Origin of the sequence: Chlamydia muridarum str. Nigg (genome assembly GCF_000006685.1) — a bacterium.
Classification (GTDB): Bacteria; Chlamydiota; Chlamydiia; order Chlamydiales; family Chlamydiaceae; genus Chlamydia; species Chlamydia muridarum.
This window is the reverse complement of record NC_002620.2, coordinates 690,284-715,896: the sequence shown is the minus strand read 5'-3', so window position 1 is coordinate 715,896 and position 25,613 is coordinate 690,284. Positions and strand designations below refer to the sequence as shown.

Sequence of the window (25,613 nt, the reverse complement as noted above, 5' to 3'; positions counted from 1 at the left end):
TGGTTACAAGGTTTTTCGAGTTAAATACTGAACAGCTATGCGCTGCATGTTTAAGAACAATGACTCTCCTCCATGAGACCTTCCCATAGATAAGTGCTCGCTTAATTTTTCGAAAAATAAGGGTTTGCAGGTTAGGATAGTTTCAGGAGTTTCTCCCGAATAGATATCAGAAAACAGTACTGCGATTCCGGAAGAAATCAAGGCTTCAGTATAGGTGAAAAAAAATAATGCATTATCTCTGAATTCACTATGAAGATAGAGGTCGTTTTGGCAGCCTAAAACTAAATTTTCTTTTGTTAAAAACTCTTTAGGGAAAGGTTTAGCTGTGCGGCCAATTTGTAAGAGCTGTTTATACAAATTATCTTTAACAAAGTTTTTTGGAAAGAGAAGCGCTAAAGCTCTTTCTTGTTTTGCTAAGCAGGTCTTATGTTCAGATGGTGGGGTGGTTAGTGTCATTGTTCAATAACTCGTGTTGGACAGTCGTAAAGTTGAGCAAGCGATTGGTTTAATTGGGAAATTTTATTATTGAGGATGGAAATTGCCGTTTGAGGGTTCTTGCACAGGAGATCACTCCCTATGTCTTCGGGTAGGGAAACTCTGTCTGTGAGAGGTCGTATTGTTATTGTCTTGGATTGGCTGATACGGAGAGAGCTCTTATGGTGAGAGCGTCTTTTTAATAAATCCAAGTGGTGTTGTAAAATCATTTGATTGCGGATTAGATGACATTGCATAAGAGCTTGTCGAATCCGCTCTTCTTGTTTATTGAAAAGATCTCGATCAGCTATATATCCTGGGCCTGATTTGAATCGATAGCCATAAACAGCTAAAGTGCTTGTTTGGTTCCCTAAAAAAGCTCCGATAGCAAAACCAATAGCTTGAGGAGAGGCATAAATGAGCGCTGAAATGGACGCAACGATTGTGGCTAGGAGAACTTGCCTTGTTCCATTTGGATCTAGCTGTTGTAGTCCGTGATTGGTGATGTTCCATAGGCTGTTCAGGTGAGGATATTTGTTGTTTTTATCTAAGAAATTGGCAGAGATCACTCCCAAGATAAGTCCTGCTCCAAATCCTATTCCTAGCCAAATGCTTAAAACAAGAGCAACGGAGCTGTGACATATCAAAATTAAAGACCAAGCAAGAGTATACAGGAGTAGATACTTCCAGTTTCTTTGCAAAAAATCTCCGATAGTATTGGCTACTGCTCGTACTCTGTTTTTACTCTGAGTGGGTTCCGGAGAGAGTGTCGACAGCGCCACTGGAGTCAAAGAATTTGATGATTCGGAACCTTCATAGGAGCCGCAATAGCCCCCCTTTTTTGGAGAACGTGAGGGCGATATCTCATAAAAATAAGATGTTGAGAGGGTAACGGCTTTGACCATGGCCTATCTACCTTAAAAATAAACAAATTTTTTGAGTTTGAGTGAGGAATGTCTCAAAATATTTTTTCTAAAATAGAAACAGGGTTTCTTGCTCGAACGGGGGAAGGGAAGTTTGCTGCGAAGTATTGAGTCTAAATAGGGCAATTTTAATGTATCTGGTTTTTGCTTGTAAACCAATTAAAAATTATCGTTATAACGGCGAAAGCCAAGTGCAAAGCATCGAAAGATACTTTCTCCTCCGTTTTTTGACAAGTTGTTTGACATTTTCTATTTAGTCGATATAATCGCTCTCTCGAGTTTCCTGAGGATGGCAGGTGTTATAGTCCTAACGAATATTCAAACCTGTTTTTTATTTCGATCAGGGATCAAGAGATAGGATATTTTTTAGGTTTTTTTAGGAATGGCAAAAAAAGAAGATACGATCGTTCTAGAAGGTAGAGTGGAAGAATTATTGCCCGGAATGCATTTTAGGGTGATGTTGGAGAACGGAGTCCCTATTACTGCGCATTTGTGTGGTAAAATGCGCATGAGCAATATCCGCTTGCTGGTTGGAGACCGCGTAACTGTCGAGATGTCTACTTATGATTTGACGAAGGCTCGCGTTGTCTATAGACATCGTTAGGGCTGTTTTGCTGTCCTTTAATGACCTTTAATAGAGGTAAAGTCACGCAGTTTTAAGCGGAAAGCTTGATAATAATCTGCGTCTGAAGTTACTATGCTCGCGTCGAGACCGAGATTATCTTCAGTTGTATTCTGCACCACTTTTGTCTGCGGCTGAGGGGATGAGGAGACTAGTTGGAGCTAGTTGAAAGTTTGATTGCGGGGAATTTGCAATACTGGTTAGGTTGATTCCTTTTTGCGCTAAGCCCAGGTAGCTCAGTGGTAGAGCACTTGCATGGTAAGCAAGTGGCCGTAGGTTCAATTCCTATTCTGGGCAAAAGATATTGGTAGCAAACTAATTTTTAATTTGAGGATTTTTGAGATGTCAAAAGAAACTTTTCAACGTAATAAGCCTCATATCAACATAGGGACCATTGGACACGTTGACCATGGTAAGACTACGTTGACAGCTGCTATTACGCGTGCGTTGTCTGGAGATGGGTTGGCTGATTTTCGTGATTATAGCTCTATTGACAACACTCCTGAAGAAAAAGCTCGCGGTATTACAATCAACGCTTCTCACGTTGAGTACGAGACTCCTAATCGTCACTATGCTCACGTGGACTGCCCTGGTCACGCCGACTATGTTAAAAACATGATTACTGGTGCGGCTCAGATGGACGGAGCTATTTTAGTAGTTTCCGCAACAGATGGAGCTATGCCTCAAACTAAAGAGCACATTCTTTTGGCAAGACAGGTTGGGGTTCCTTACATCGTCGTTTTCCTCAATAAAATTGACATGATTTCCGAAGAAGATGCCGAGCTTGTTGACTTGGTTGAAATGGAGTTGTCTGAGCTTCTTGAAGAAAAAGGGTATAAAGGTTGCCCAATTATCAGAGGTTCTGCCCTGAAAGCTTTGGAAGGGGATGCTGCTTACATAGAGAAAGTTCGAGAGCTGATGCAAGCTGTCGATGACAATATCCCTACTCCAGAAAGAGAAATTGATAAACCATTCTTGATGCCTATTGAGGACGTCTTCTCTATTTCTGGACGAGGAACTGTAGTAACTGGACGTATTGAGCGTGGAATCGTTAAAGTTTCCGATAAAGTTCAGTTGGTTGGTCTTAGAGATACTAAAGAAACGATCGTTACTGGAGTTGAGATGTTCAGAAAAGAGCTTCCAGAAGGTCGTGCTGGAGAGAACGTTGGATTGCTCCTCAGAGGTATCGGTAAGAATGATGTAGAACGAGGAATGGTTGTTTGTTTGCCAAATAGCGTTAAACCTCATACACAATTTAAGTGTGCTGTTTACGTTTTACAAAAAGAAGAAYGTGGTCGTCATAAACCATTCTTTACAGGATATAGACCTCAATTCTTCTTCCGTACAACAGATGTTACCGGTGTTGTAACCTTACCTGAAGGGGTTGAAATGGTCATGCCTGGTGATAACGTTGAATTTGAAGTGCAATTGATCAGCCCTGTAGCTTTGGAAGAGGGAATGAGATTTGCTATTCGTGAAGGCGGCCGTACAATCGGTGCTGGAACTATTTCTAAGATCATTGCATAATTTAAGCGATGTGTTGGCAAGGCTTTCTTGGCATTATTGTAGCCTTGCCTTTTGGGTGTGTAGCTTAGATGGTAGAGCAGTGGCCTCCAAAGCCGCCGGTCGGGGGTTCGAATCCCTCCGCACTCGTATTAGGTAACTGAAAGAAGAATTCGCTTATGGGGCAGGATCATCGAAGAAAGTTTCTCAAGAAAGTGTCTTCCGCAAAAAAGCAAGCAGCTTTTGCGGGTGACTTTATGGAAGAAATTAAGAAGATTGAATGGGTAACTAAGCGAGATCTTAAAAGATATGTCAAACTTGTTTTGATGAGTATTTTTGGCTTTGGCTTTTCCATTTATTGTGTGGATTTAGTTCTTCGAAAGTCTCTTTCATTGTTAGGTAAAGTAACAAGCTTTTTCTTTGGTTGATTCATGTTTAAGTGGTATGTCGTCCAAGTTTTTACGGCTCAAGAGAAGAAAGTAAAAAAGTCTTTAGAGGATTTTAAAGAAGCCTCAGGGATGTCTGATTTTATTCAGCAGATTATCCTCCCTTCCGAGAATGTCATGGAAGTAAAAAAAGGCGAACATAAGATTGTTGAAAAGTATATTTGGCCGGGCTACCTCTTAGTTAAGATGCATTTAACAGATGAATCTTGGTCCTATGTAAAGAAAACTCAGGGTGTAGTTGAATTTCTTGGAGGAGGGGCTCCTGTAGCTTTGTCCGAAGAAGAAGTAAAAAATATTCTAGCAGATCTAGAAGAGAAGAAATCTGGAGTTGTTCAGAAACATAAATTTGAAGTGGGATCCCAAGTTAAAATTAATGATGGTGTTTTTGTTAATTTTGTTGGGGTTGTTTCAGAGGTATTTCATGACAAAGGACGGCTTAGTGTCATGGTTTCTATCTTTGGAAGAGAGACTCGTGTTGATGATTTAGAGTTCTGGCAGGTAGAAGAAGTCGCTCCAGGACAAGAAAGTGAGTGAGAATAAGGAATTCTGTGTATTCTTATTCTCCTTGTTCTTATAATTTAACTTTTTCGTTTTTCCCCCTCGTTTTTGAGAGGAATACTAAGGTAGAGTAGGGCTGAATATGTCGAATAAAAAAATTATTAAAATCATTAAATTGCAAATCCCTGGAGGGAAAGCCAACCCAGCCCCACCAATTGGTCCTGCTTTAGGTGCTGCAGGCGTAAACATTATGGGATTTTGCAAAGAGTTTAATGCGGCAACTCAAGACCGTCCAGGTGATTTGCTTCCTGTTGTAATCACTGTATATTCGGATAAAACTTTTTCTTTTGTGATGAAACAGCCTCCTGTTTCTTCATTAATCAAGAAAGCTTTGGGACTAGAATCTGGATCTAAGATTCCTAATAGAAACAAAGTTGGTAAATTGGCTCGAGCACAAATTACAGCGATTGCTGAGCAAAAGATGAAAGATATGGATGTTGTTCTCTTAGAGTCTGCCGAAAGAATGGTTGAAGGGACTGCCCGAAGCATGGGTGTGGATGTAGAGTAATTAGTTAAAGAGCTGCATAATTATGACAAAGCATGGAAAACGCATTCGTGGTATCCAAGAGAAATACGATTTCACAAAGCCGTATTCCTTAGGTGAAGCGATAGATATTTTAAAACAGTGTCCTGCTGTGCGTTTTGATCAAACAGTTGATGTGTCTGTTAAATTGGGAATCGATCCTAGAAAGAGCGATCAGCAAATTCGTGGTTCGGTTTCTTTGCCTCATGGTACAGGTAAAGTTTTGCGAATTTTAGTTTTTGCTGCAGGAGATAAAGCTGCAGAAGCTATTGAGGCTGGAGCAGACTTCGTTGGTAGCGACGACTTAGTAGAAAAAATCAAGGGGGGATGGGTTGACTTTGATGTTGCTGTCGCCACTCCTGACATGATGAGAGAAGTCGGTAAGCTAGGAAAAGTTTTAGGCCCAAGAAATCTTATGCCTACGCCTAAATCTGGTACTGTGACAACTGATGTGGTCAAAGCTATCGCGGAACTGCGAAAAGGTAAAATTGAATTTAAAGCTGATCGAGCAGGTGTATGCAACGTAGGAGTTGCGAAACTTTCTTTCGATAGTGCGCAGATCAAAGAAAATATTGAAGCTTTGTGCGCTGCTTTAGTTAAGGCTAAACCAGCAACTGCTAAAGGACAATATTTAGTTAATTTCACTATTTCCTCGACCATGGGGCCTGGTGTTACCGTGGATACTAGGGAGTTGATTGCGTTATAATTCTAAGTTTAAAGAGGAAAAATGAAAGAAGAGAAAAAGTTGCTGCTTCGCGAGGTTGAAGAAAAGATAACCGCTTCTCAAGGTTTTATTTTGTTGAGATACCTAGGTTTTACTGCTGCGCATTCTAGAAGCTTTAGAAACAATCTTTCCGGTGTTTCTGCTGAATTTGAAGTTTTGAAGAAGAAAATATTCTTTAAGGCTTTAGAATCTTCTGGGGTGGAAATGGATCCAGAAGATAGTGAGGGGCATCTCGGGGTTGTGTTTGCCTACGGCGATCCTGTGTCTGCAGCAAAGCAAGTATTAGATTTTAATAAACAACATAACGATTCTCTGGTTTTTCTGGCTGGAAGAATAGATAATGCTTCTTTGTCTGGGAAGGAAGTTGAGGCCGTTGCTAAACTGCCTTCTATGAAAGAGCTCAGACAACAGGTTGTTGGACTCATTGCTGCTCCTATGTCTCAAGTTGTAGGAATCATGAATTCGGTTCTTTCTGGTGTTATTTCTTGTGTCGACCAGAAAGCAGAAAAAACTCAAGAGTAGTGTTAACATTCTAAAAAATAAGGGTGACAAAGTGACAACAGAAAGTTTGGAAACTTTAGTAGAACAGTTGAGCGGCTTGACGGTGCTTGAATTGTCTCAGCTTAAAAAAATGTTGGAAGAAAAGTGGGACGTTACTGCTGCTGCTCCTGTAGTAGCTGTCGCTGGTGCTGCTGCTGCTGGTGATGCTCCTGCTTCTGCAGAGCCTACAGAGTTTGCTGTAATTCTGGAAGACGTTCCTGCTGATAAGAAAATCGGGGTTCTGAAAGTTGTTAGAGAAGTTACTGGATTAGCTTTGAAAGAAGCTAAAGAAATGACTGAAGGATTACCTAAGACAGTTAAAGAAAAAACTTCTAAAAGTGATGCAGAAGACACTGTTAAGAAGTTACAAGAAGCTGGTGCTAAGGCTGTTGCTAAAGGACTGTAATTGTTATGGAAAAGAGATGCTTGGAGGTTTCTACAAGCTTCTCTTTCCGTTTAACTGCACAGGAGAGTTCCCGGTATATCTTAACGGATTTGTCTGGACTTAATTTTTAGTATTTGGCATCGCATACAGAATACTTCTGTTGCAATGGTTTTTTCTTAATGAAATCAAGGTGATATGTTTGTTGAAAGGATAGTTTTATTGAGAATATCCAGTTTTCAATATTGGATAGGCTCGGTCTTGTCCTAGTCAGTAAAGCATTAGTCATAGCCTGTTTAGGGATCTCTATAGAGAAACTAAATAAGGGAATGTATCGCCAAAAGTCTTAAAGTCTTAGGAGAGCTCGCATGTTCAAGTGCCCGGAGCGGGTCAGCATCAAAAAGAAAGAAGATATTTTAGATCTTCCTAATCTTGTCGAAGTTCAAATCAAGTCGTATAAGCAGTTTCTTCAAATTGGGAAGCTAGCTGAAGAGCGAGAAAACATTGGTTTAGAAGAAGTCTTCAGAGAAATTTTCCCTATCAAATCATACAATGAAGCTACGATTTTAGAGTACCTCTCTTATAACTTAGGAGTGCCCAAATACTCCCCAGAAGAGTGTATTCGTCGGGGAATTACTTATAGCGTTACCTTAAAGGTTCGTTTCCGTTTGACTGATGAAACGGGAATTAAGGAAGAAGAAGTCTATATGGGAACTATTCCTATTATGACTGACAAGGGAACCTTTATTATCAATGGAGCAGAAAGGGTCGTTGTTTCTCAAGTTCACCGTTCTCCAGGGATTAACTTTGAGCAGGAGAAACATTCTAAAGGGAATGTTTTGTTCTCTTTTAGAATTATTCCTTATCGAGGAAGTTGGTTAGAGGCTTCTTTTGATATTAATGACCTCATCTATATTCACATTGATAGGAAAAAACGTCGTAGAAAGATTTTAGCTATGACGTTTATTCGAGCATTGGGGTATTCGACAGATGCTGATATTATCGAAGAATTTTTCGCTGTAGAAGAGCACTCTCTGCGTTCAGAAAAAGATTTTGTTGCTTTAGTTGGTAAAGTTTTAGCAGACAATGTAGTAGATGCGGATTCTTCGTTAGTTTACGGGAAGGCTGGAGAGAAACTCAGTACTGCTATGCTGAAGCGCATTTTGGATGCTGGGGTACAATCTTTAAAAATTGCCGTTGGAGCTGATGAAAATCATCCAATTATCAAGATGTTGGCAAAAGATCCTACAGATTCTTACGAAGCTGCTCTTAAAGATTTTTACCGCAGATTGCGTCCAGGTGAGCCAGCAACTTTAGCTAATGCTCGTTCTACGATTATGCGTCTATTTTTCGATTCTAAACGTTATAATTTAGGTCGTGTTGGACGTTATAAATTAAATAAAAAATTAGGGTTCCCTCTAGATGACGAAACACTGTCTCAAGTGACTTTGAGAAAAGAAGATGTTATTGGAGCTCTAAAGTATCTAATTCGTTTGCGAATGGGTGATGAGAAGACGTCTATCGATGATATCGACCATTTGGCAAACCGACGTGTCCGTTCTGTTGGAGAATTAATTCAGAATCATTGCCGATCAGGATTGGCTAGAATGGAAAAAATCGTTCGAGAAAGAATGAATCTCTTCGATTTTTCTTCCGATACGTTAACTCCTGGAAAAATTATTTCTGCCAAAGGGCTAGTTAGTGTCTTGAAAGATTTCTTTAGCCGTTCCCAGTTGTCCCAATTTATGGATCAAACGAATCCTGTTGCGGAATTGACACATAAGCGTCGATTATCTGCATTAGGACCTGGAGGATTGAATAGGGAAAGAGCCGGTTTTGAAGTTCGAGACGTTCATTCCAGCCACTATGGTAGAATTTGTCCAATTGAAACTCCAGAAGGACCAAACATTGGATTGATCACTTCCTTGTCCTCTTTTGCTAAGATCAATGAATTTGGCTTTATTGAGACTCCTTATCGCGTTGTGCGTGATGGCATCGTAACAGATGAAATTGAGTACATGACTGCTGATGTTGAAGAGGATTGTGTCATCGCTCAGGCATCTGCGGAGCTTGATGAATATAACATGTTTAAGGATTCTGTATGTTGGGCTCGGTATAAAGGAGAAGCTTTTGAAGCGGATACGAGTACGGTCACACATATGGACGTCTCTCCTAAACAATTGGTGTCTGTAGTTACCGGGCTTATTCCTTTCTTAGAGCATGACGATGCTAACCGAGCTCTTATGGGATCGAACATGCAACGGCAGGCTGTGCCTTTATTGAAAACGGAGGCTGCTATTGTCGGAACTGGATTAGAAGGACGTGCAGCTAAGGATTCTGGAGCTATTGTTGTTGCTCAAGAAGATGGGGTTGTTGAATATGTCGACAGTTACGAGATTGTTGTAGCGAAGAAAAATAACCCAACGCTGAAAGATACATATCCACTTAAAAAGTTCTTAAGATCTAACTCTGGAACATGCATCAACCAGACTCCGTTATGTTCTGTCGGAGATGTAGTGACACATGGGGATGTTTTGGCTGATGGACCTGCAACGGATAAAGGAGAACTTGCACTTGGTAAAAACGTGCTAGTAGCCTTTATGCCTTGGTATGGGTACAACTTCGAAGATGCGATTATCATCTCTGAAAAATTAATCAAACAGGATGCCTATACTTCTATCTACATAGAAGAGTTTGAACTGACAGCCCGAGATACTAAACTTGGTAAAGAAGAAATCACAAGAGACATTCCGAATGTTTCTGAGGAAGTTTTAGCAAATTTAGGAGAAGACGGAATTGTCCGTATTGGTGCTGAAGTTAAGCCTGGGGATATTCTTGTTGGTAAAATCACTCCAAAATCTGAAACTGAGTTAGCTCCTGAAGAACGCTTATTGCGAGCTATTTTTGGTGAAAAAGCTGCTGATGTTAAAGATGCTTCTTTAACGGTTCCTCCTGGTACAGAAGGGGTCGTGATGGATGTTAAAGTCTTCAGTAGAAAAGATCGCTTGTCTAAGAGTGATGATGAACTGGTTGAAGAGGCTGTGCATCTTAAAGACTTGCAAAAAGAGTATAAGAGCCAGCTTGCTCAGTTGAAGATGGAACATAGAGAGAAGTTGGGAGCTTTATTGCTTAATGAGAAAGCTCCTGCGGCAATCATTCATCGACGCTCTGCAGATATTTTAGTGCAGGAAGGGGCTGTTTTTGATCAAGAAACTATAGAGCTTTTAGAAAGAGAGTCTTTAGTTGATCTCCTAATGGCTCCTTGTGATATGTACGATGTTTTGAAAGACATTCTTTCTAACTATGAAACAGCTGTTCAGCGTTTGGAAGTAAATTACAAGACAGAGGCTGAACACATAAAAGAGGGTGATGCCGATTTAGACCACGGGGTAATCCGACAAGTTAAGGTCTATGTAGCCTCCAAACGAAAATTACAAGTTGGGGATAAAATGGCTGGACGTCACGGAAACAAAGGGGTTGTTTCCAAGATTGTTCCTGAAGCGGATATGCCCTTCTTGGCGAATGGAGAGACGGTACAGATGATCTTGAACCCATTAGGGGTGCCTTCTCGAATGAACCTTGGACAGGTTTTGGAAACGCATCTGGGATATGCTGCAAAAACAGCAGGTATCTATGTTAAGACTCCTGTCTTTGAAGGGTTCCCTGAATCGCGTATTTGGGACATGATGATCGAGCAAGGCTTACCTGAAGATGGTAAATCCTACTTATTCGATGGTAAGACTGGAGAGCGTTTCGACAGTAAAGTGGTTGTTGGATACATCTATATGTTGAAATTGAGCCACCTGATTGCAGATAAGATCCATGCTCGTTCGATAGGACCTTACTCTCTCGTTACCCAACAGCCTCTCGGAGGAAAAGCTCAGATGGGAGGACAAAGATTCGGGGAGATGGAAGTTTGGGCCTTGGAGGCATATGGAGTAGCTCATATGTTACAAGAGATCCTAACCGTGAAATCTGACGATGTTTCGGGAAGAACTCGTATCTATGAGTCAATCGTTAAAGGAGAAAACTTACTTCGTTCTGGAACGCCTGAGTCGTTCAATGTTTTGATTAAAGAAATGCAAGGTCTAGGGCTCGATGTTCGCCCTATGGTAGTAGATGCTTAAAAAACACTTGTTGGAGATAAGTTAATGTTCAAAGAAGGTTCTCGAGACGATGCAGCCCTAGCAAAAGAAGGGTTGTTTGATAAGTTAGAAATTGGGATTGCTTCAGATGTGACTATTCGCGACAAGTGGTCTTGTGGCGAAATTAAGAAACCTGAGACGATCAATTATCGCACATTCAAGCCTGAAAAAGGCGGATTGTTTTGTGAGAAGATTTTCGGTCCTACTAAGGACTGGGAATGTTACTGCGGTAAATACAAGAAGATTAAGCACAAAGGTATTGTGTGTGATCGTTGCGGAGTGGAAGTCACGCTGTCTAAGGTGCGACGAGAAAGAATGGCTCATATTGAATTAGCTGTTCCTATTGTTCACATTTGGTTTTTCAAAACTACTCCATCTAGAATTGGTAATGTTTTGGGAATGACAGCTTCGGATTTGGAGCGTGTAATTTACTACGAAGAATACGTTGTCATTGATCCAGGTAATACTGATCTTGTGAAAAAACAACTTCTGAATGATGCAAAATATCGAGAAGTTGTTGAGAAATGGGGTAAAGATGCTTTTGTCGCCAAAATGGGGGGAGAAGCTGTTTATGATCTTCTTAAATCCGAGGATTTAGAAAGCCTCCTTGGTGAGCTTAAAGATCGTTTGAGAAAAACAAAATCCCAGCAAGCAAGAATGAAGCTTGCTAAGCGGTTGAAGATTGTAGAAGGGTTTGTATCTTCCTCTAACCGTCCAGAATGGATGGTCTTGAAGAACATCCCTGTTGTTCCACCAGATCTTCGTCCTTTAGTTCCATTGGATGGAGGGCGTTTTGCTACTTCAGATCTGAACGATTTATATCGTAGGGTTATTAATCGAAATAATCGTTTGAAAGCTATCTTGCGCTTGAAGACTCCTGAGGTAATTGTTCGCAATGAGAAACGGATGTTACAGGAAGCTGTGGATGCTCTGTTTGATAATGGACGTCATGGACATCCTGTTATGGGAGCAGGAAATAGACCCCTTAAGTCTCTATCAGAGATGTTAAAAGGGAAAAATGGTCGTTTCCGACAAAACTTATTAGGTAAACGAGTAGACTACTCTGGCCGTTCTGTTATTATTGTTGGTCCCGAGTTGAAGTTTAATCAATGTGGTTTGCCCAAAGAAATGGCGTTAGAGTTGTTCGAGCCATTCATTATCAAGCGACTAAAAGATCAGGGTAGTGTTTATACTATCCGTTCAGCAAAGAAAATGATTCAACGAGGCGCACCAGAGGTTTGGGACGTTCTTGAGGAAATCATTAAAGGACACCCAGTCTTATTGAACCGAGCTCCTACTTTGCACCGATTGGGAATACAGGCTTTTGAGCCAGTGTTGATTGAAGGGAAAGCGATTCGGGTTCACCCATTAGTGTGTGCAGCGTTTAACGCCGATTTCGATGGAGACCAAATGGCGGTTCACGTGCCTCTTTCTATTGAAGCTCAGTTAGAGGCGAAGGTGTTAATGATGGCTCCTGATAACATTTTCTTGCCATCTTCTGGAAAACCTGTTGCCACACCTTCTAAGGATATGACATTGGGCATCTATTATTTGATGGCTGATCCAACGTATTTTCCTGAAGAACACGGAGGGAAAACTAAAGTATTTAAAGATGAAGTAGAAGTACTTCGTGCTTTGAATGCTGGAGGTTTTATCCTTAAGGATGAGATATGTGGTTCTCGTCGGGATGAAACTGGACGAGGGATTCATATTCATGAAGCCATTAAAGTTCGAATTGATGGTCAAATTATTGAGACCACTCCTGGCCGCGTATTTTTCAACACAATCGTTCCTAAAGAACTTGGCTTCCAAAACTATAGTATGCCAAGTAAACGTATCAGTGAGCTAATCTTGCAATGCTATAAGAAAGTTGGTTTAGAAGCTACTGTACGCTTTTTGGATGATTTGAAAGAGCTAGGTTTCGTGCAATCTACGAAAGCTGCAATTTCTATGGGATTGAAGGATGTTCGAATTCCTGAAATTAAGAAAGAGATTTTGAAAGACGCTTACGATAAGGTTGCTGTCGTTAAGAAACAATATGAAGACGGTATTATTACCGATGGGGAGCGGCATTCCAAGACAATTAGTATCTGGACTGAAGTTTCCGATCTTTTATCTAATGCGTTGTATGCTGAGATCAAAAAGCAAACCAATAGCAAACATAATCCGCTGTTCTTAATGATTGATTCTGGAGCTAGAGGAAACAAATCTCAGTTGAAACAGCTTGGAGCTTTGCGGGGATTGATGGCTAAACCTAACGGAGCCATTATTGAATCTCCAATTACTTCTAACTTCCGAGAAGGATTGACAGTGCTTGAGTACTCTATTTCTTCTCACGGAGCTAGAAAAGGATTAGCAGACACAGCGCTTAAAACTGCGGATTCCGGATATTTAACCCGTCGTTTGGTGGACGTTGCTCAGGATGTTATCATTACAGAAAAAGATTGTGGTACATTGAATCATATTGAGGTGTCGACAATCCGTCAGGGGTCTGAAGAATTACTGCCTTTGAAAGACCGTATTTATGGACGTACAGTTTCTGAAAATGTCTATCAGCCAGGAGATAAAAGTAACGTTTTAGCCTATGCTGGGGATGTATTAACTTCTTCCCAAGCTGAGGCTATTGATGATGCAGGTATTGATAGCGTAAAAATCCGATCTACGCTTACTTGTGAAAGCCGGCGAGGAGTTTGTGCCAAGTGTTATGGTTTGAACCTTGCTAATGGCCGGCTGATTGGATTAGGAGAAGCTGTTGGTATTATTGCTGCTCAATCCATTGGGGAACCTGGAACTCAGTTAACAATGAGAACGTTCCACCTTGGGGGGATTGCTGCGACATCCTCAACTCCAGAAATCGTTGCCGAGTGTGATGGAATTCTTGTTTACTTAGACTTACGCTTTGTTGTAGACCAAGAAGGTAATAATCTTGTTCTGAATAAGATGGGAGCTCTTCACTTGGTCCGTGACGAAGGACGAAGTTTGAGTGAATACAAGAAGCTTTTGAGTACGAAGTCCATCGAAAGCTTAGCGACATTCCCAGTAGAATTGGGAGCTAAGATTTTGGTTGATGACGGTGCAGCTGTCACGGCCGGACAAAGAATTGCTGAAGTTGAGCTCCACAATATCCCAATTATCTGTGATAAGCCAGGATTCGTTCACTATGAAGATTTAGTGGAAGGAGTTTCCACAGAGAAAGTCACGAATAAGAACACGGGTCTTGTCGAATTAATTGTGAAACAACACAGGGGAGAATTGCATCCTCAGATTGCTATATATGCTGACGCCAATATGCAGGAATTGGTTGGTACATATGCCATTCCTTCTGGGGCTATTATCTCTGTTGAAGAGGGGCAACGTATTGCTCCAGGAATGTTGTTAGCGAGATTGCCTCGAGGAGCAATTAAAACGAAGGATATTACTGGTGGTTTGCCTAGGGTTGCAGAGTTAGTAGAAGCTCGTAAGCCTGAAGATGCCGCGGATATTGCTAAGATTGATGGGGTTGTAGACTTCAAAGGTATCCAGAAGAATAAGCGTATTCTTGTTGTGCGTGATGAAGTTACGGGAATGGAAGAAGAGCATCTGATTTCTTTGACCAAACACTTGATCGTGCAACGTGGAGATAGCGTAATCAAAGGTCAGCAGTTAACGGACGGTTTAGTCGTTCCTCATGAAATTCTTGAAATTTGTGGGGTTCGTGAATTGCAGAAATATTTGGTTAATGAGGTTCAAGAAGTATACCGACTGCAAGGTGTGGACATTAATGACAAACACATTGAAATTATTGTTCGACAGATGTTGCAGAAAGTGCGTATTACTGATCCAGGTGATACAACCTTGTTGTTCGGAGAGGATGTCGATAAGAAAGAGTTTTATGAAGAAAACCGCCGTACGGAAGAGGATGGAGGGAAACCTGCTCAAGCTGTTCCAGTGCTGCTTGGAATCACTAAAGCTTCTTTGGGAACGGAGTCCTTTATTTCCGCGGCCTCATTCCAGGACACAACTCGAGTTTTAACAGATGCTGCTTGCAGTAGTAAGACAGATTATCTGCTAGGATTCAAAGAGAATGTGATTATGGGGCACATGATCCCTGGTGGTACAGGATTTGATACGCATAAACGTATTAAGCAGCACCTCGAAAAAGAGCAAGAAGACTTGGTCTTTGACTTCGATAGTGAGTTTGAGTCTGTAGCAGGCTAAGGGTCTGCCTCAAAAACTTGAAAGGGGGGAGTAATATGATCACAACCCCCTTGAATAGTATCATTTTTTTTGGTAGGCTTCGCATAAAGTCAAAAATTGACAAGGTGTTTATGTCTAGCCAGTTCGATCAGCTTAAGCTTTGGAGTGTCCTTGTTGGAGATTCTGGAGATCCTGATTTAATTAAGACTTTAGATGTTCAGGACGCTACAACAAATCCTTCTTTGATCTTAAAGGTTGCTCAAGAGCCTAAGTATCAGTCAATGTTGACAGAGGCTATTTCTTGGGGAATTAGACAGAATGGTGATGATGTTCAGACACTTACTTTTGTTTTAGATAAGATCCAAGTCAATTTAGGCCTTGAGATTCTAAAATATGTTCCTGGGCGGGTTTCATTAGAAATCGACGCTCGTCTTTCTTTTAATACAGAAGCAATGGTTCAACGGGCGATTTTCTTGTCCCAACTATTTGAAAAAATGGGGGGAGATAAGAAGCGTTTGTTAATTAAAATTCCTGGGACATGGGAAGGTATTCGTGCTGCAGAAGTATTAGAAAACCAAGGGATTGCCTGCAACGTGACCTTAATTTTTAGTCTTGTACAAGCGATTGCGGCAGCGAAAGCAAAAGTAACATTGGTTTCCCCTTTTGTTGGTCGAATTTATGATTGGTGGATTGCGGCTTATGGTGCAGAGGGGTATTCTATTGAAGCAGATCCTGGAGTCGCTTCAGTCGCGAATATCTATTCATATTATAAGAAATTTGATATTCCAACGCAGATCATGGCAGCTTCTTTCAGAACAAAAGAACAAGTGTTAGCTTTAGCTGGGTGTGATTTTTTAACTATCTCTCCAAAGATATTAGAAGAACTCAAAAAAGAGCAACAACCTGTTGAAAGAAAGCTAAGTGTTGAAGAAGCTAAAAAATTAGATATTCAACCTGTTGAGCTATCAGAAAGTGTGTTCCGATTTTTGATGAACGAAGATGCTATGGCAACAGAGAAATTAGCCGAGGGAATTAGAATCTTTTCTGGAGATACTCAAATTTTAGAATCTGCAGTTACTGAGTTTATTAGACAAATTGCTGCTCAAGAAGCCTAGTTTTATAGTAGTGATGTAAAGCAGCATTGAATAGAAAGGATGTCATGGGAAAAAAGGAACAGGCTTTGTGTTTTTCTTGTCCACATTGTTGTGGTGGGAACGTGGCTTTCTCTGTAATAGATTTAGAAAATTTTCTTACATGCGATAAGTGTGAGGCTTCTTTTGTATTCGATGCTGAGATATGTGATGCTATCAGACGATTTTCAGCTCTTTGTTTAAGAATTTATGAAGCTAAGTCTATTCTAGGAGATGCTGCCGTCTCCGTTTCTGTTGAAGAGAAAAGTGTTGAAATTCCTTTTCAGCTGCTGTTCTCTCGTTTCCCAGTCTTTTTGAATTTAAATCTAGCTGGCAAGTCTGTGCAAGTGCGATTTATTTTCGATTCTCTGCGAGGAGAAGTTTTATATCACGGATAGCATTGCGCTATTTTCCATTTTGTAAATCTTGCAAAGCTTTTTCTAGAATGGCGTCACCCCGGGCAGCTTCTTCTTTTTCTGAAAGTTTGAAAGAAGAAGCTGCTTTCAGGAGAGAAAGGGAGACGTTAGGATAGTCTTCTATAGTAGAAGTACTAGTAAGAATATAGGCCGTGTGGTCAATTACAGAAACCCCTTGAAGGCAAAAAACGCGTCCCCAAGAGGTGTTTTTTTCTGTTTTAATAATGGTGAACTTGCCACTGGGGGCCTGAATATGTGTAAAGATAGATGACTCAAGAGTCATTTCATTTGCACGATGGTATTCTAAAATTTCCTGAATATAAGCTTCCTCTGTTTTATGAATAATCTCGTGGGAGCTATTTATCGTCGGAGTTAATCCTCCAGCGCCGTTTCCGATGAATAAAACATCTAATTTTTCTGGAAGTTGTGTTTTATCATCGATGCATTGCCAGGTGTTAGGGATTAAGAAAGAGTATGTCGAGTTAGAATAGGTTACCCAGCTTACGGAGGGCTTATTTTTTTTTGCTTCTAAAGCTCGTTTCCTTAAAGCATAGCGAGGGGAGGGTTTCCCAGAAACATGAAGAAGTTCTTTTCGTTTTTCTCGTAATTGGGCTGCTCTAGAAAGAGATTTTTTGTCTGAAGATGCTTTTGCGACGGAAGGAAAACTAGCTAACAAAAGAGAGCAGAGGATAACTCTTTTCATAAGGATTAGTGTTTGATTTTAAACGTTATTATGATCTAATCTTGGGGGTTAACCGGATCATAATTGATTGTTTTTTTAAGATAAACGTTGTTTTTCTTGGTATTCAGATATGGCAGATCTCAGCGCTCAGGATAAATTGAAGCAAATATGTGATACTTTGCGAGAGGAGACTTTAAAACCCGCTGAGGAAGAGGCTGGTTCTATTGTCCATAATGCAAGAGAGCAAGCAAAACGTATTGTGGAAGAAGCAAAAGAAGAAGCGCAAAGGATCATTCGCTCTGCGGAAGAAACTGCTAGCCAAACCTTAAAAAAAGGAGAGGCTGCTCTAGTTCAGGCTGGTAAGCGTTCTCTAGAAAATTTAAAGCAAGCTGTGGAAACGAAGATTTTCAAAGAGTCCTTAGTAGAGTGGTTGGATGGGGTTACTACCGATCCTGGAGTAAGCGCTAAGTTTGTACAAGCTTTGGTGCAGACTGTTGAAACACAGGGGATTTCAGGGAATCTTTCTGCATGTATAGGAAAGCATGTATCGGCTCGAGCTGTTAATGAAGCTTTAGGGAAGGAGATTACGTCTAAGCTCAAAGATAAGGGAGTGGTAATTGGAAAATTCTCTGGTGGAGCGCAATTGAAAGTGGAAGAGCGCAATTGGGTTTTAGATATTAGCTCAGAAGCTTTATTGGATTTATTGACTAGATTTTTGCAAAAAGATTTTCGAGAAATGATTTTTCAGTCTTGTTAGAAATCTTTGCGTTGAGGAGCTATGTTATTTGAATCGTTGTTAGGGAATACTCGTTGATAATAAAAGCTCCGGTATTTTCGGAGCTTTTTTATATGCATTGAGAAAAGAAGACTGGTCTCTGGAAAAGTTAATCCAGGGAATTTCTTAGTTGAGGTTGCAAGAGTGCGTTATGAATCAATATTATTTTTTATCTTCCTTTCTTTCTCCTCAACAACCAGAATCCCCCCCTCTTTATTTATTCCAAGAAATCAACGATCTATTATCTCTGAACTTTACAGAGCAGGATTGGAAATCCTATGTGGTGCTGCTTCGTTTTTTTGATTTAGAGAATTTTGCTTTTTTCTGGTCTGGTAAGCCCGTTCCGTTTTCCTTTGGGACTGTCACAAACAATAATGTAGAAACTTTATTGCGACTGCAGATGTGGTCAGATGAATGGGAATTTGAAGACTTTTTTAAAGACTTTTTATTGCGATATAAAACTTCTCAAGAACGTTTGGCTAATTTTTCAGAGCTAGTTAGGAGTTTTCTAGATCATTATCAAAGTTATCCTTCAGAATTTCTTAGAACCTATTTTCGCTTTAAGCAAGATTTACGCATTATTTTAGCGGGCTTTCGAGCTAGAGTAATGCAGAAAGATGTCTCTTTTGTCCTTCGGGATGAAGATAGTTCGAATCCTGTTGTTTTGCATGTGTTGATGCAAAAAGATTCTCCCAATTACGAACTTCCGGATGAATTTTTTGAGTTGAAAGATGTTTTAGGAGATTACGGGCGTCTTCCGCACATGTTAAATCAGACTCTCTCCCTCTACGAGTTTCACAAAGTGGAAGAGATGTCACGAGACAAATACTTTAACGCAGATGCAATTCTTTCTCGTGTAACTACCTATTTAATGGCTATTCGTAATAGCTATGTGAGCGTTCAAAAAGGGAAAGAACTGATTAATTTGATGGAGAAAGGAATCAAATGGTAGCAACTTCAAAACAAACGACGCAGGGCTATGTCGTAGAAGCTTACGGAAATTTATTGCGGGTGCATTTTGATGGGCATGTGCGTCAAGGAGAAGTGGCCTATGTCAGCGTGGATGATACTTGGTTGAAAGCGGAAATTATAGAAGTTGTGGGAGATGAGGTTAAAGTCCAAGTTTTTGAGGAAACTCAAGGAATTTCTCGAGGCGCTTTGGTAACTTTTTCCGGGCATTTATTAGAAGCGGAACTTGGGCCCGGTCTATTGCAAGGTATTTTTGACGGACTTCAGAATCGCTTAGAGGTATTGGCAGATACAAGCTTGTTCTTGAAAAGAGGGGAGTATGTTAATGCCATTTGTCGGGAAACTGTATGGGCTTATACGCAAAAGGCTTCTGTCGGGGATGTTCTATCTCGGGGAGATGTGCTTGGTACAGTAAAGGAAGGGCGGTTTGATCATAAAATCATGGTTCCTTTCTCTTGTTTTGAGGAAGTGACTATCACTTGGGTCATTTCTTCAGGAGATTACACTGTTGATACCGTTATTGCTAAAGGACGTACTGCTTCAGGAGCCGAGCTTGAATTTACAATGGTTCAGAAATGGCCCATTAAACAGGCTTTTTTAGAAGGGGAAAAGGTACCGTCTCATGAAATTATGGATGTTGGGTTACGAGTATTAGATACTCAGATCCCCGTCTTAAAGGGAGGAACTTTTTGTACTCCAGGGCCTTTTGGTGCAGGAAAGACCGTTTTACAGCACCATTTATCTAAGTATGCAGCTGTAGATATCGTAGTTTTGTGTGCTTGTGGAGAGCGAGCTGGAGAGGTTGTAGAAATTCTTCAGGAGTTCCCGCATTTGACAGATCCTCATACGGGGCAGTCTTTGATGCATAGGACCTGTATTATTTGTAATACATCTTCCATGCCTGTAGCAGCTAGAGAGTCCTCCATTTATTTGGGTATTACTATAGCAGAATATTACCGTCAAATGGGGTTGCATGTTTTGTTATTGGCTGACTCGACATCTAGATGGGCTCAAGCTTTAAGGGAAATTTCAGGGCGATTAGAAGAAATCCCTGGAGAAGAAGCTTTCCCAGCCTATTTGGCGTCTCGAATAGCAGCTTTTTATGAGCGAGGCGGGGCTGTGAAAATGAAAGATGGATCGGAAGGCTCCTTGACTATCTGTGGAGCGGTTTCTCCCGCAGGAGGAAATTTTGAAGAGCCTGTTACACAAGCAACTTTATCTGTTGTTGGGGCTTTCTGTGGGCTTTCTAAGGCTAGAGCAGATGCTAGACGGTATCCTTCTATTGATCCGATGATTTCATGGTCTAAGTACTTGGATTCTGTGGCGGAGATTTTAGAGAAAAAAGTTCCAGGATGGGGAGATTCCGTTAAAAAAGCTTCTCGTTTCTTAGAAGAAGGAGCAGAAATTGGTAAGCGAATAGAAGTTGTTGGGGAAGAAGGGATTTCTATGGAAGATATAGAAATCTTTTTGAAATCAGAGTTGTATGATTTCTGTTACTTACAGCAAAACGCTTTCGATGCAGAGGACTGTTATTGTCCTTTTGATCGTCAAATAGAGCTTTTTTCTTTAATGAGTCATATTTTTAGCTCTAGATTCTGTTTTGATTGTCCAGATAATGCTCGGAGTTTCTTTTTAGAGCTTCAAAGTAAAATTAAAACGCTGAATGGTCAAAAATTCCTTTCTGAAGACTATCAGAAGGGGCTAGAAGTGATCTATAAACTATTAGAAAGCAAAATGGTGCAGACGGCGTAGGTATGCAAACAATATATACAAGAATTACGGATATCAAGGGGAACTTGATTACTGTAGAGGCCGAAGGAGCCTCTTTAGGTGAATTAGTGCAGATTGAGCGAGCTGATGGGCGCTCGTCTTATGCTTCTGTTTTGCGTTTCGATGCGAAGAAAGTGACTCTACAAGTGTTTGGAGGCACTTCTGGATTGTCGACAGGAGACAAAGTAGTCTTTTTGGGAAGACCTATGGAGGTTGTATACGGGGATTCTCTATTAGGAAGACGTTTCAATGGTACAGGGAAACCTATTGACAATGAAGAGATTTGTTTTGGAGAGCCGATACCTATTACAACTCCTTCTTTTAATCCTGTTTGTCGGATTGTTCCAAGAGAAATGGTACGCACGAACATACCAATGATTGATATGTTCAATTGTTTAGTGAAGTCCCAAAAGATTCCTATTTTTTCTTCTTCAGGAGAAAATCATAACGCATTGTTAATGCGTATTGCCGCTCAAACAGATGCAGATATTGTAATCATTGGAGGGATGGGATTAACGTTTGTTGATTACAGCTTTTTTGTCGAAGAATCTCAACGTTTAGGATTCGCTGATAAATGCGTTATGTTCATTCATAAAGCTGTAGATGCCCCAGTTGAATGTGTGTTAATTCCTGATATGGCTTTAGCTTGTGCTGAGCGTTTTGCTTTAGAGCAAAAGAAAAATGTTCTGGTTTTGTTAACAGATATGACAGCTTTTGCTGATGCCTTGAAAGAGATCGCTATCACAATGGATCAAATTCCAGCAAACAGGGGGTATCCAGGATCTTTGTATTCTGATCTTGCTGTACGTTATGAGAAAGCTGTAGATATAGCGCAAGGTGGATCCATTACTTTGATTAGTGTGACTACGATGCCAGGGGATGATATCACGCACCCAGTTCCTGATAATACAGGCTTCATTACAGAAGGACAGTTTTATCTGAAAGATAATCGAATAGATCCTTTTGGGTCGTTATCTCGGTTGAAACAACTAGTCATTGGTAAAAGGACTCGAGAAGATCATGGGGATTTAGCAAATGCGCTGATTCGTCTTTACGCGGACTCTAGAAAGTCTGCAGAACGGATGTCCATGGGTTTCAAACTTTCCAATTGGGATAAAAAATTATTAGCTTTTGCAGAGCTGTTTGAGACGCGATTAATGAGTCTGGAGGTGAATATTCCTCTTGAAGAAGCTTTAGATATCGGATGGAAAATTTTGGCACAAAGTTTTCATTCTGAGGAAGTTGGAATTAAAGAGCAGTTGATTCAGAAATATTGGCCGAAAGCATGTCTTCACAAATAAAATTAACGAAAAATTCTTATCGAGCTGAGAAACAAAAGCTTAATCTATTGGGGATGTATCTTCCTACATTGAAGTTGAAGAAGGCTTTATTGCAGGCTGAAGTACAATCTGCAATGCGTTCCGCAGCAGAAAGTATGGCAGCTAATGAACAGGCTCGAGATAGGATGCATGCTTTTGCAGAACTTTTCAGCATCCCCCTCTATACGGATGCTGTTGAGCAATGTTTTTCTATCGATATTTTTGAAAAGGATGTTGAGAATATCGCTGGAGTGGAAGTTCCTTTGTTGAAGCGCGTTGTACTGACTTCTCTAGAATATTCTTTGCTGGATACCCCTATTTGGATAGATTCTTTAATTGCATCCGCAAAAGAGTATGTTCTGAGTAAAATTTATGCTGAAAATGCTCAAGAGAGACTGCGTCTTTTGGAAGAAGAGCTTCGTCGTGTCTCCATTCGGGTTAATCTTTTTGAAAAAAAATTAATACCGACAACTTCGCAAACGATTAAAAAGATAGCTATTTTCTTAAGTGATCGGAGTATTACCGATGTGGGTCAGATGAAAATGGCTAAGAAAAAAATTCAGCAGCATAAGGAGTAGTCTGCATGCGCATAAACGTGGATAAATACTTATTTATTGGACGTAAAAAGTCTGAATTTTTCTCTGCGTGCCGAGAGCTTGGAGCTGTCGAATTTTTGGCAAAAAACAAACTCAAGGATTCAGAAAATGTTCGTAGGATTTCTGAAGGGTTAAAAACACTCAATTTGTTAACGAATAAATATTCGCCATCAGATTTAGTGTTAGTCAAATCTGGATATCTGACAACAGAACAGCTTCTTCAGGAAATTTTTGATCTTAATCATGAAATTACAACGATTACAGATTCTTTAAAGGCCTTGAGTAAAGAAATTTTTCGCGTTAAACCTCTAGGGAATTTCTCCTCTGAGGAAATTCGTGAATTAACGTTGAAAACAGGTTTATCTGTTCGATTTTTCTATAAAAAACATATAGAAGGAGCTCCTTTAGAGGTTGAGGAAGAGAATGTTTTCTATCTAGCAACAGCATACAACTATGATTACTATGTTGTTATTGGGGTTGTCTCTCTATCCAAAGATATTTTTACAGAAATAGAAGCTCCTCGTTCTGTTGGAGAATTGCGAGAAGAAGAAGAACATCTTCAAACCCTTTTGCGTAAAAAGAAAGCTCGTGTTTGTGAGTTATATGCTTATCGAGAAGAATTATTAGAAGCTTTATGTGAGCAATGTAATGAGCAAACTTTACAGCATGCAGAAGCTAGTACAGAAGATTTATTCGATGACAAAGTGTTTAGTGCTTTGGGTTGGGTTATTGTCGATCGTTTGACTGAAGTAGAAAAGCTTTGTAATAGTTTAGGAGTTTATTTAGAACGGGTGCAACCCGATCCAGATGAAGTAATCCCTACATATTTAGAGAACCATGGACTGGGAGCTTTAGGGGAATCTTTGGTCAATATTTATGATACCCCCGCATCCACAGATAAGGATCCTTCCTTATGGGTCTTTTTATCCTTTTTCGTATTCTTCTCAATGATTATTAATGATGCAGGGTACGGTTTAATATTTTTAGCAACTTCATTATTCTTGTCTTTCAAAGCTCGGAAGCAGGTAAAGCATTCTCTGGCATTAAAACGTTTTCTGAAAATGTTTATGATATTAGGGGGTGGATGCGTTTGCTGGGGTGGGGCTACAACATCCTTCTTTGGCGTGTCGGTCAGCTATACAAGTCCTTTTCGGGAATATTCGTTGACGCATTTTCTTGCTATGAAGAAAGCTGAGTACTACCTGAAGGAGCGCCCCAAAGGCTATAAAGAATTGGTGCATGATTATCCTGTGCTCAAGGATAAAAAAACTCCTAAAGAGTTTCTTTTGGCTCAAGGGACTAGCAGTGGAGATTCTGTATACAAAGCTGTTGTTTATGATAAATTTACAGATAATATTCTAATGGAAATAGCTTTGTTGGTAGGGGTAGTTCATTTGTCTTTAGGGATGTTGCGCTACTGTAGACAAAGGTATTCTTCTATAGGCTGGGTAGTTTTCATGTGCGGAGCGTATATGTATCTGCCTATCTATTTACAAGCCGTTTCTCTGATTCATTATGCCTTACACGTTCCTTATGAATTAGGGGGGCAAGTAGGATATTATGTAACATTTATAGGCTTAGGCATAGCTGTTTTAGGCGGAATTATCCAGAGAGGATTACGAGGCCTGGATGAGGTAACAGCTGTTATTCAAGTGTTTTCAGATGTTTTGTCCTATTTACGACTGTATGCTCTTAGTTTAGCAGGAGCTATGGTGGGGAACACTGTCATGGTAATGAGCGAAAGATTTTCCCCCGCAGTAGGGGTCTTGATAATTATCTTTGGGCATACAGTAAATATTGCACTTTCCATTATGGGAGGTGTGATACATGGTCTCCGTCTTAATTTTATAGAATGGTATCACTATAGCTTTGATGGCGGTGGAAGACTTTTGCACCCATTGAAAAGGGTAATTTGTCAAAAGTCTCAAAATATTTGATACAAAGAGTTTTATGTGTGCTTTGTTGAATAAAATAGGAATGATCTAGGTAAAGGAAAGATATGATAGATGTATCAGTAGTGGGGCCTGTATTAGCTATGGCCTTGGCAATGATTGGTAGTGCTATTGGATGTGGAATGGCAGGGGTTGCTTCTCATGCAGTAATGTCTCGAATCGATGAAGGACACGGAAAGATAATTGGTTTGTCTGCAATGCCCTCATCTCAATCTATTTACGGATTGATTTTTATGTTATTGCTAAACGATGCAATTAAAGATGGAAAAGTCTCTGCTGTCAGTGGTATCGTAATGGGTATAGCTGTAGGATCTGCATTGCTACTTTCAGCTCTTATGCAAGGGAAGTGTTGTGTGAGTGCTATTCAAGCTTATGCGCGTTCCTCAGCGATATACGGTAAATCATTTGCTTCGATTGGGATTGTTGAGTCTTTTGCGTTATTTGCTTTCGTTTTTGCGCTGTTATTGTTTTAAGTGTTTGGCAGCGACGTTCTTGGCTATATGCTTAGAAGGATGTTCGCGGCCTGCACTCTCTTCATTTTTAGAATTTATCGATGAGGAGCACACGGCAGCGGCTCATCTCGGTATAGATCGGGGATGTGTTGTAGAATCTGTAGGGCAGCAACTAGTTGTTACTTGGGGGCTGCCTTTATGTTTTAGAAATTCTCTCCCCATGGTTCTTCACGTATGGGTATATTATGGCAATGGCGAAGCCGAAAAATTCTCTTACGATGTACAATATCTTTCTGGCTATCAGGTATATGTTTTAAAAGATAGCGATTATCAGGATCGGCAAGGTATTATTTCTTATAAGGTTTCTTTGACGAAAGATGATAAAGAGATTCTTAGTCGAAGCCATCATTTGTGGATGGAAGTAATTTCATTGAAGGCTTTTGGTCAAGTCTCTTAAGGCACCTCCCGCTTGATCATAATCAACCTCTAAAGGCAATATGTTTTCCGTTAAAGTACCCCTTTACTCAAAATTCAGA

The 25,613-nt window shown here is 40.3% G+C and carries 23 protein-coding genes and 2 tRNA genes; 22 read left to right on the top strand and 3 right to left on the bottom strand.

Going from position 1 to position 25,613, the window contains the following annotated elements; translation table 11 throughout:
• Positions 1 to 3: 3 nt before the first annotated feature.
• Positions 4 to 456: a SufE family protein gene (locus TC_RS03040; protein ID WP_010230954.1), complete on the bottom strand. Its 453-nt coding sequence runs from the start codon at positions 454 to 456 to the stop codon at positions 4 to 6.
• Positions 453 to 1,379 carry a hypothetical protein gene (locus TC_RS03035; protein ID WP_010230951.1) on the bottom strand — a complete coding sequence of 309 codons (927 nt, stop codon included), beginning with the start codon at positions 1,377 to 1,379 and terminating at the stop codon, positions 453 to 455. The genes TC_RS03040 and TC_RS03035 overlap by 4 nt, the downstream gene beginning before the upstream one ends.
• A gap of 400 nt (positions 1,380 to 1,779) precedes the next feature.
• On the opposite strand from TC_RS03035, the gene infA reads away from it, so the two are divergent.
• From infA to TC_RS02965, 14 genes are all read left to right on the top strand, one after another.
• Positions 1,780 to 2,001: a translation initiation factor IF-1 gene (gene infA / locus TC_RS03030; protein WP_009871670.1), complete on the top strand. Its 222-nt coding sequence runs from the start codon at positions 1,780 to 1,782 to the stop codon at positions 1,999 to 2,001.
• A 243-nt stretch (positions 2,002 to 2,244) separates the two neighbouring features.
• Positions 2,245 to 2,316, top strand: a tRNA-Thr gene (locus TC_RS03025).
• A gap of 45 nt (positions 2,317 to 2,361) precedes the next feature.
• A complete protein-coding gene (tuf, locus tag TC_RS03020) occupies positions 2,362 to 3,546 on the top strand; it encodes an elongation factor Tu (RefSeq protein WP_010904371.1) in 1,185 nt (394 codons plus the stop codon).
• Positions 3,547 to 3,599: 53 nt separating this feature from the next.
• Positions 3,600 to 3,672: transfer RNA gene (locus tag TC_RS03015), tRNA-Trp, on the top strand.
• A 29-nt stretch (positions 3,673 to 3,701) separates the two neighbouring features.
• Positions 3,702 to 3,950 carry a preprotein translocase subunit SecE gene (gene secE, locus TC_RS03010; protein ID WP_010230926.1) on the top strand — a complete coding sequence of 83 codons (249 nt, stop codon included), beginning with the start codon at positions 3,702 to 3,704 and terminating at the stop codon, positions 3,948 to 3,950.
• Between the two features lie 3 nt (positions 3,951 to 3,953).
• Positions 3,954 to 4,502: a transcription termination/antitermination protein NusG gene (gene nusG, locus TC_RS03005; protein WP_010230925.1), complete on the top strand. Its 549-nt coding sequence runs from the start codon at positions 3,954 to 3,956 to the stop codon at positions 4,500 to 4,502.
• A 106-nt stretch (positions 4,503 to 4,608) separates the two neighbouring features.
• Positions 4,609 to 5,034: a 50S ribosomal protein L11 gene (rplK, locus tag TC_RS03000; protein WP_010230923.1), complete on the top strand. Its 426-nt coding sequence runs from the start codon at positions 4,609 to 4,611 to the stop codon at positions 5,032 to 5,034.
• A gap of 22 nt (positions 5,035 to 5,056) precedes the next feature.
• Positions 5,057 to 5,755 (top strand): 50S ribosomal protein L1, encoded by a 699-nt coding sequence (gene rplA / locus TC_RS02995; protein ID WP_010230919.1) that lies wholly within the window; start codon positions 5,057 to 5,059, stop codon positions 5,753 to 5,755.
• Between the two features lie 21 nt (positions 5,756 to 5,776).
• Positions 5,777 to 6,295, top strand: coding sequence for a 50S ribosomal protein L10 (gene rplJ / locus TC_RS02990; protein WP_010230917.1), 519 nt, complete (start codon positions 5,777 to 5,779; stop codon positions 6,293 to 6,295).
• Positions 6,296 to 6,326: 31 nt separating this feature from the next.
• Positions 6,327 to 6,719 (top strand): 50S ribosomal protein L7/L12, encoded by a 393-nt coding sequence (gene rplL / locus TC_RS02985; protein WP_010230916.1) that lies wholly within the window; start codon positions 6,327 to 6,329, stop codon positions 6,717 to 6,719.
• A 344-nt stretch (positions 6,720 to 7,063) separates the two neighbouring features.
• Positions 7,064 to 10,822, top strand: coding sequence for a DNA-directed RNA polymerase subunit beta (rpoB, locus tag TC_RS02980; protein ID WP_010230915.1), 3,759 nt, complete (start codon positions 7,064 to 7,066; stop codon positions 10,820 to 10,822).
• 24 nt (positions 10,823 to 10,846) lie between these two features.
• A complete protein-coding gene (gene rpoC / locus TC_RS02975; protein ID WP_010230914.1) occupies positions 10,847 to 15,037 on the top strand; it encodes a DNA-directed RNA polymerase subunit beta' in 4,191 nt (1,396 codons plus the stop codon).
• A gap of 110 nt (positions 15,038 to 15,147) precedes the next feature.
• Positions 15,148 to 16,131 (top strand): transaldolase, encoded by a 984-nt coding sequence (tal, locus tag TC_RS02970; RefSeq protein ID WP_010230911.1) that lies wholly within the window; start codon positions 15,148 to 15,150, stop codon positions 16,129 to 16,131.
• Positions 16,132 to 16,175: 44 nt separating this feature from the next.
• Positions 16,176 to 16,544 carry a hypothetical protein gene (locus TC_RS02965; protein ID WP_010230909.1) on the top strand — a complete coding sequence of 123 codons (369 nt, stop codon included), beginning with the start codon at positions 16,176 to 16,178 and terminating at the stop codon, positions 16,542 to 16,544.
• Positions 16,545 to 16,551: 7 nt separating this feature from the next.
• On the opposite strand, the gene TC_RS02960 is transcribed toward TC_RS02965, so the two are convergent.
• Positions 16,552 to 17,265: a hypothetical protein gene (locus TC_RS02960; protein ID WP_010230906.1), complete on the bottom strand. Its 714-nt coding sequence runs from the start codon at positions 17,263 to 17,265 to the stop codon at positions 16,552 to 16,554.
• 109 nt (positions 17,266 to 17,374) lie between these two features.
• On the opposite strand from TC_RS02960, the gene TC_RS02955 reads away from it, so the two are divergent.
• The 8 genes from TC_RS02955 (at position 17,375) to TC_RS02920 (ending at position 25,534) form a co-directional block, all read left to right on the top strand.
• Positions 17,375 to 18,001: a V-type ATP synthase subunit E gene (locus TC_RS02955; RefSeq protein WP_010230903.1), complete on the top strand. Its 627-nt coding sequence runs from the start codon at positions 17,375 to 17,377 to the stop codon at positions 17,999 to 18,001.
• Between the two features lie 169 nt (positions 18,002 to 18,170).
• Positions 18,171 to 18,971, top strand: a complete 801-nt coding sequence (locus tag TC_RS02950; RefSeq protein ID WP_010230901.1) for a DUF2764 family protein — start codon at positions 18,171 to 18,173, stop codon at positions 18,969 to 18,971.
• Entirely contained in the window at positions 18,965 to 20,740 is a 1,776-nt protein-coding gene (locus TC_RS02945; RefSeq protein ID WP_010230899.1) for a V-type ATP synthase subunit A, read from the top strand. Before TC_RS02950 ends, TC_RS02945 begins: the two co-directional genes overlap by 7 nt.
• 2 nt (positions 20,741 to 20,742) lie before the next feature.
• Complete coding sequence (locus TC_RS02940; protein WP_010230897.1) at positions 20,743 to 22,059, top strand: V-type ATP synthase subunit B; 1,317 nt, start codon at positions 20,743 to 20,745, stop codon at positions 22,057 to 22,059.
• Entirely contained in the window at positions 22,044 to 22,655 is a 612-nt protein-coding gene (locus TC_RS02935; protein WP_010230895.1) for a V-type ATP synthase subunit D, read from the top strand. Before TC_RS02940 ends, TC_RS02935 begins: the two co-directional genes overlap by 16 nt.
• A gap of 5 nt (positions 22,656 to 22,660) precedes the next feature.
• Positions 22,661 to 24,610: a V-type ATP synthase subunit I gene (locus tag TC_RS02930; protein ID WP_010230892.1), complete on the top strand. Its 1,950-nt coding sequence runs from the start codon at positions 22,661 to 22,663 to the stop codon at positions 24,608 to 24,610.
• A 62-nt stretch (positions 24,611 to 24,672) separates the two neighbouring features.
• Complete coding sequence (locus TC_RS02925; protein ID WP_010230889.1) at positions 24,673 to 25,098, top strand: ATP synthase subunit C; 426 nt, start codon at positions 24,673 to 24,675, stop codon at positions 25,096 to 25,098.
• Positions 24,998 to 25,534 (top strand): hypothetical protein, encoded by a 537-nt coding sequence (locus tag TC_RS02920; RefSeq protein ID WP_010904369.1) that lies wholly within the window; start codon positions 24,998 to 25,000, stop codon positions 25,532 to 25,534. The genes TC_RS02925 and TC_RS02920 overlap by 101 nt, the downstream gene beginning before the upstream one ends.
• The last annotated feature ends 79 nt before the right edge of the window (positions 25,535 to 25,613 follow it).

What these genes read in the sequence shown, in the direction of transcription:
- TC_RS03040 (WP_010230954.1), bottom strand. Translation starts at nt 456, where the DNA reads ATGACACTAACCACCCCACCATCTGAACATAAGACCTGCTTAGCAAAA.
- TC_RS03035 (WP_010230951.1), bottom strand. Translation starts at nt 1,379, where the DNA reads ATGGTCAAAGCCGTTACCCTCTCAACATCTTATTTTTATGAGATATCG.
- infA (WP_009871670.1), top strand. Translation starts at nt 1,780, where the DNA reads ATGGCAAAAAAAGAAGATACGATCGTTCTAGAAGGTAGAGTGGAAGAA.
- secE (WP_010230926.1), top strand. Translation starts at nt 3,702, where the DNA reads ATGGGGCAGGATCATCGAAGAAAGTTTCTCAAGAAAGTGTCTTCCGCA.
- nusG (WP_010230925.1), top strand. Translation starts at nt 3,954, where the DNA reads ATGTTTAAGTGGTATGTCGTCCAAGTTTTTACGGCTCAAGAGAAGAAA.
- rplK (WP_010230923.1), top strand. Translation starts at nt 4,609, where the DNA reads ATGTCGAATAAAAAAATTATTAAAATCATTAAATTGCAAATCCCTGGA.
- rplA (WP_010230919.1), top strand. Translation starts at nt 5,057, where the DNA reads ATGACAAAGCATGGAAAACGCATTCGTGGTATCCAAGAGAAATACGAT.
- rplJ (WP_010230917.1), top strand. Translation starts at nt 5,777, where the DNA reads ATGAAAGAAGAGAAAAAGTTGCTGCTTCGCGAGGTTGAAGAAAAGATA.
- rpoB (WP_010230915.1), top strand. Translation starts at nt 7,064, where the DNA reads ATGTTCAAGTGCCCGGAGCGGGTCAGCATCAAAAAGAAAGAAGATATT.
- rpoC (WP_010230914.1), top strand. Translation starts at nt 10,847, where the DNA reads ATGTTCAAAGAAGGTTCTCGAGACGATGCAGCCCTAGCAAAAGAAGGG.
- tal (WP_010230911.1), top strand. Translation starts at nt 15,148, where the DNA reads ATGTCTAGCCAGTTCGATCAGCTTAAGCTTTGGAGTGTCCTTGTTGGA.
- TC_RS02965 (WP_010230909.1), top strand. Translation starts at nt 16,176, where the DNA reads ATGGGAAAAAAGGAACAGGCTTTGTGTTTTTCTTGTCCACATTGTTGT.
- TC_RS02960 (WP_010230906.1), bottom strand. Translation starts at nt 17,265, where the DNA reads ATGAAAAGAGTTATCCTCTGCTCTCTTTTGTTAGCTAGTTTTCCTTCC.
- TC_RS02955 (WP_010230903.1), top strand. Translation starts at nt 17,375, where the DNA reads ATGGCAGATCTCAGCGCTCAGGATAAATTGAAGCAAATATGTGATACT.
- TC_RS02950 (WP_010230901.1), top strand. Translation starts at nt 18,171, where the DNA reads ATGAATCAATATTATTTTTTATCTTCCTTTCTTTCTCCTCAACAACCA.
- TC_RS02945 (WP_010230899.1), top strand. Translation starts at nt 18,965, where the DNA reads ATGGTAGCAACTTCAAAACAAACGACGCAGGGCTATGTCGTAGAAGCT.
- TC_RS02940 (WP_010230897.1), top strand. Translation starts at nt 20,743, where the DNA reads ATGCAAACAATATATACAAGAATTACGGATATCAAGGGGAACTTGATT.
- TC_RS02935 (WP_010230895.1), top strand. Translation starts at nt 22,044, where the DNA reads ATGTCTTCACAAATAAAATTAACGAAAAATTCTTATCGAGCTGAGAAA.
- TC_RS02930 (WP_010230892.1), top strand. Translation starts at nt 22,661, where the DNA reads ATGCGCATAAACGTGGATAAATACTTATTTATTGGACGTAAAAAGTCT.
- TC_RS02925 (WP_010230889.1), top strand. Translation starts at nt 24,673, where the DNA reads ATGATAGATGTATCAGTAGTGGGGCCTGTATTAGCTATGGCCTTGGCA.
- TC_RS02920 (WP_010904369.1), top strand. Translation starts at nt 24,998, where the DNA reads ATGCGCGTTCCTCAGCGATATACGGTAAATCATTTGCTTCGATTGGGA.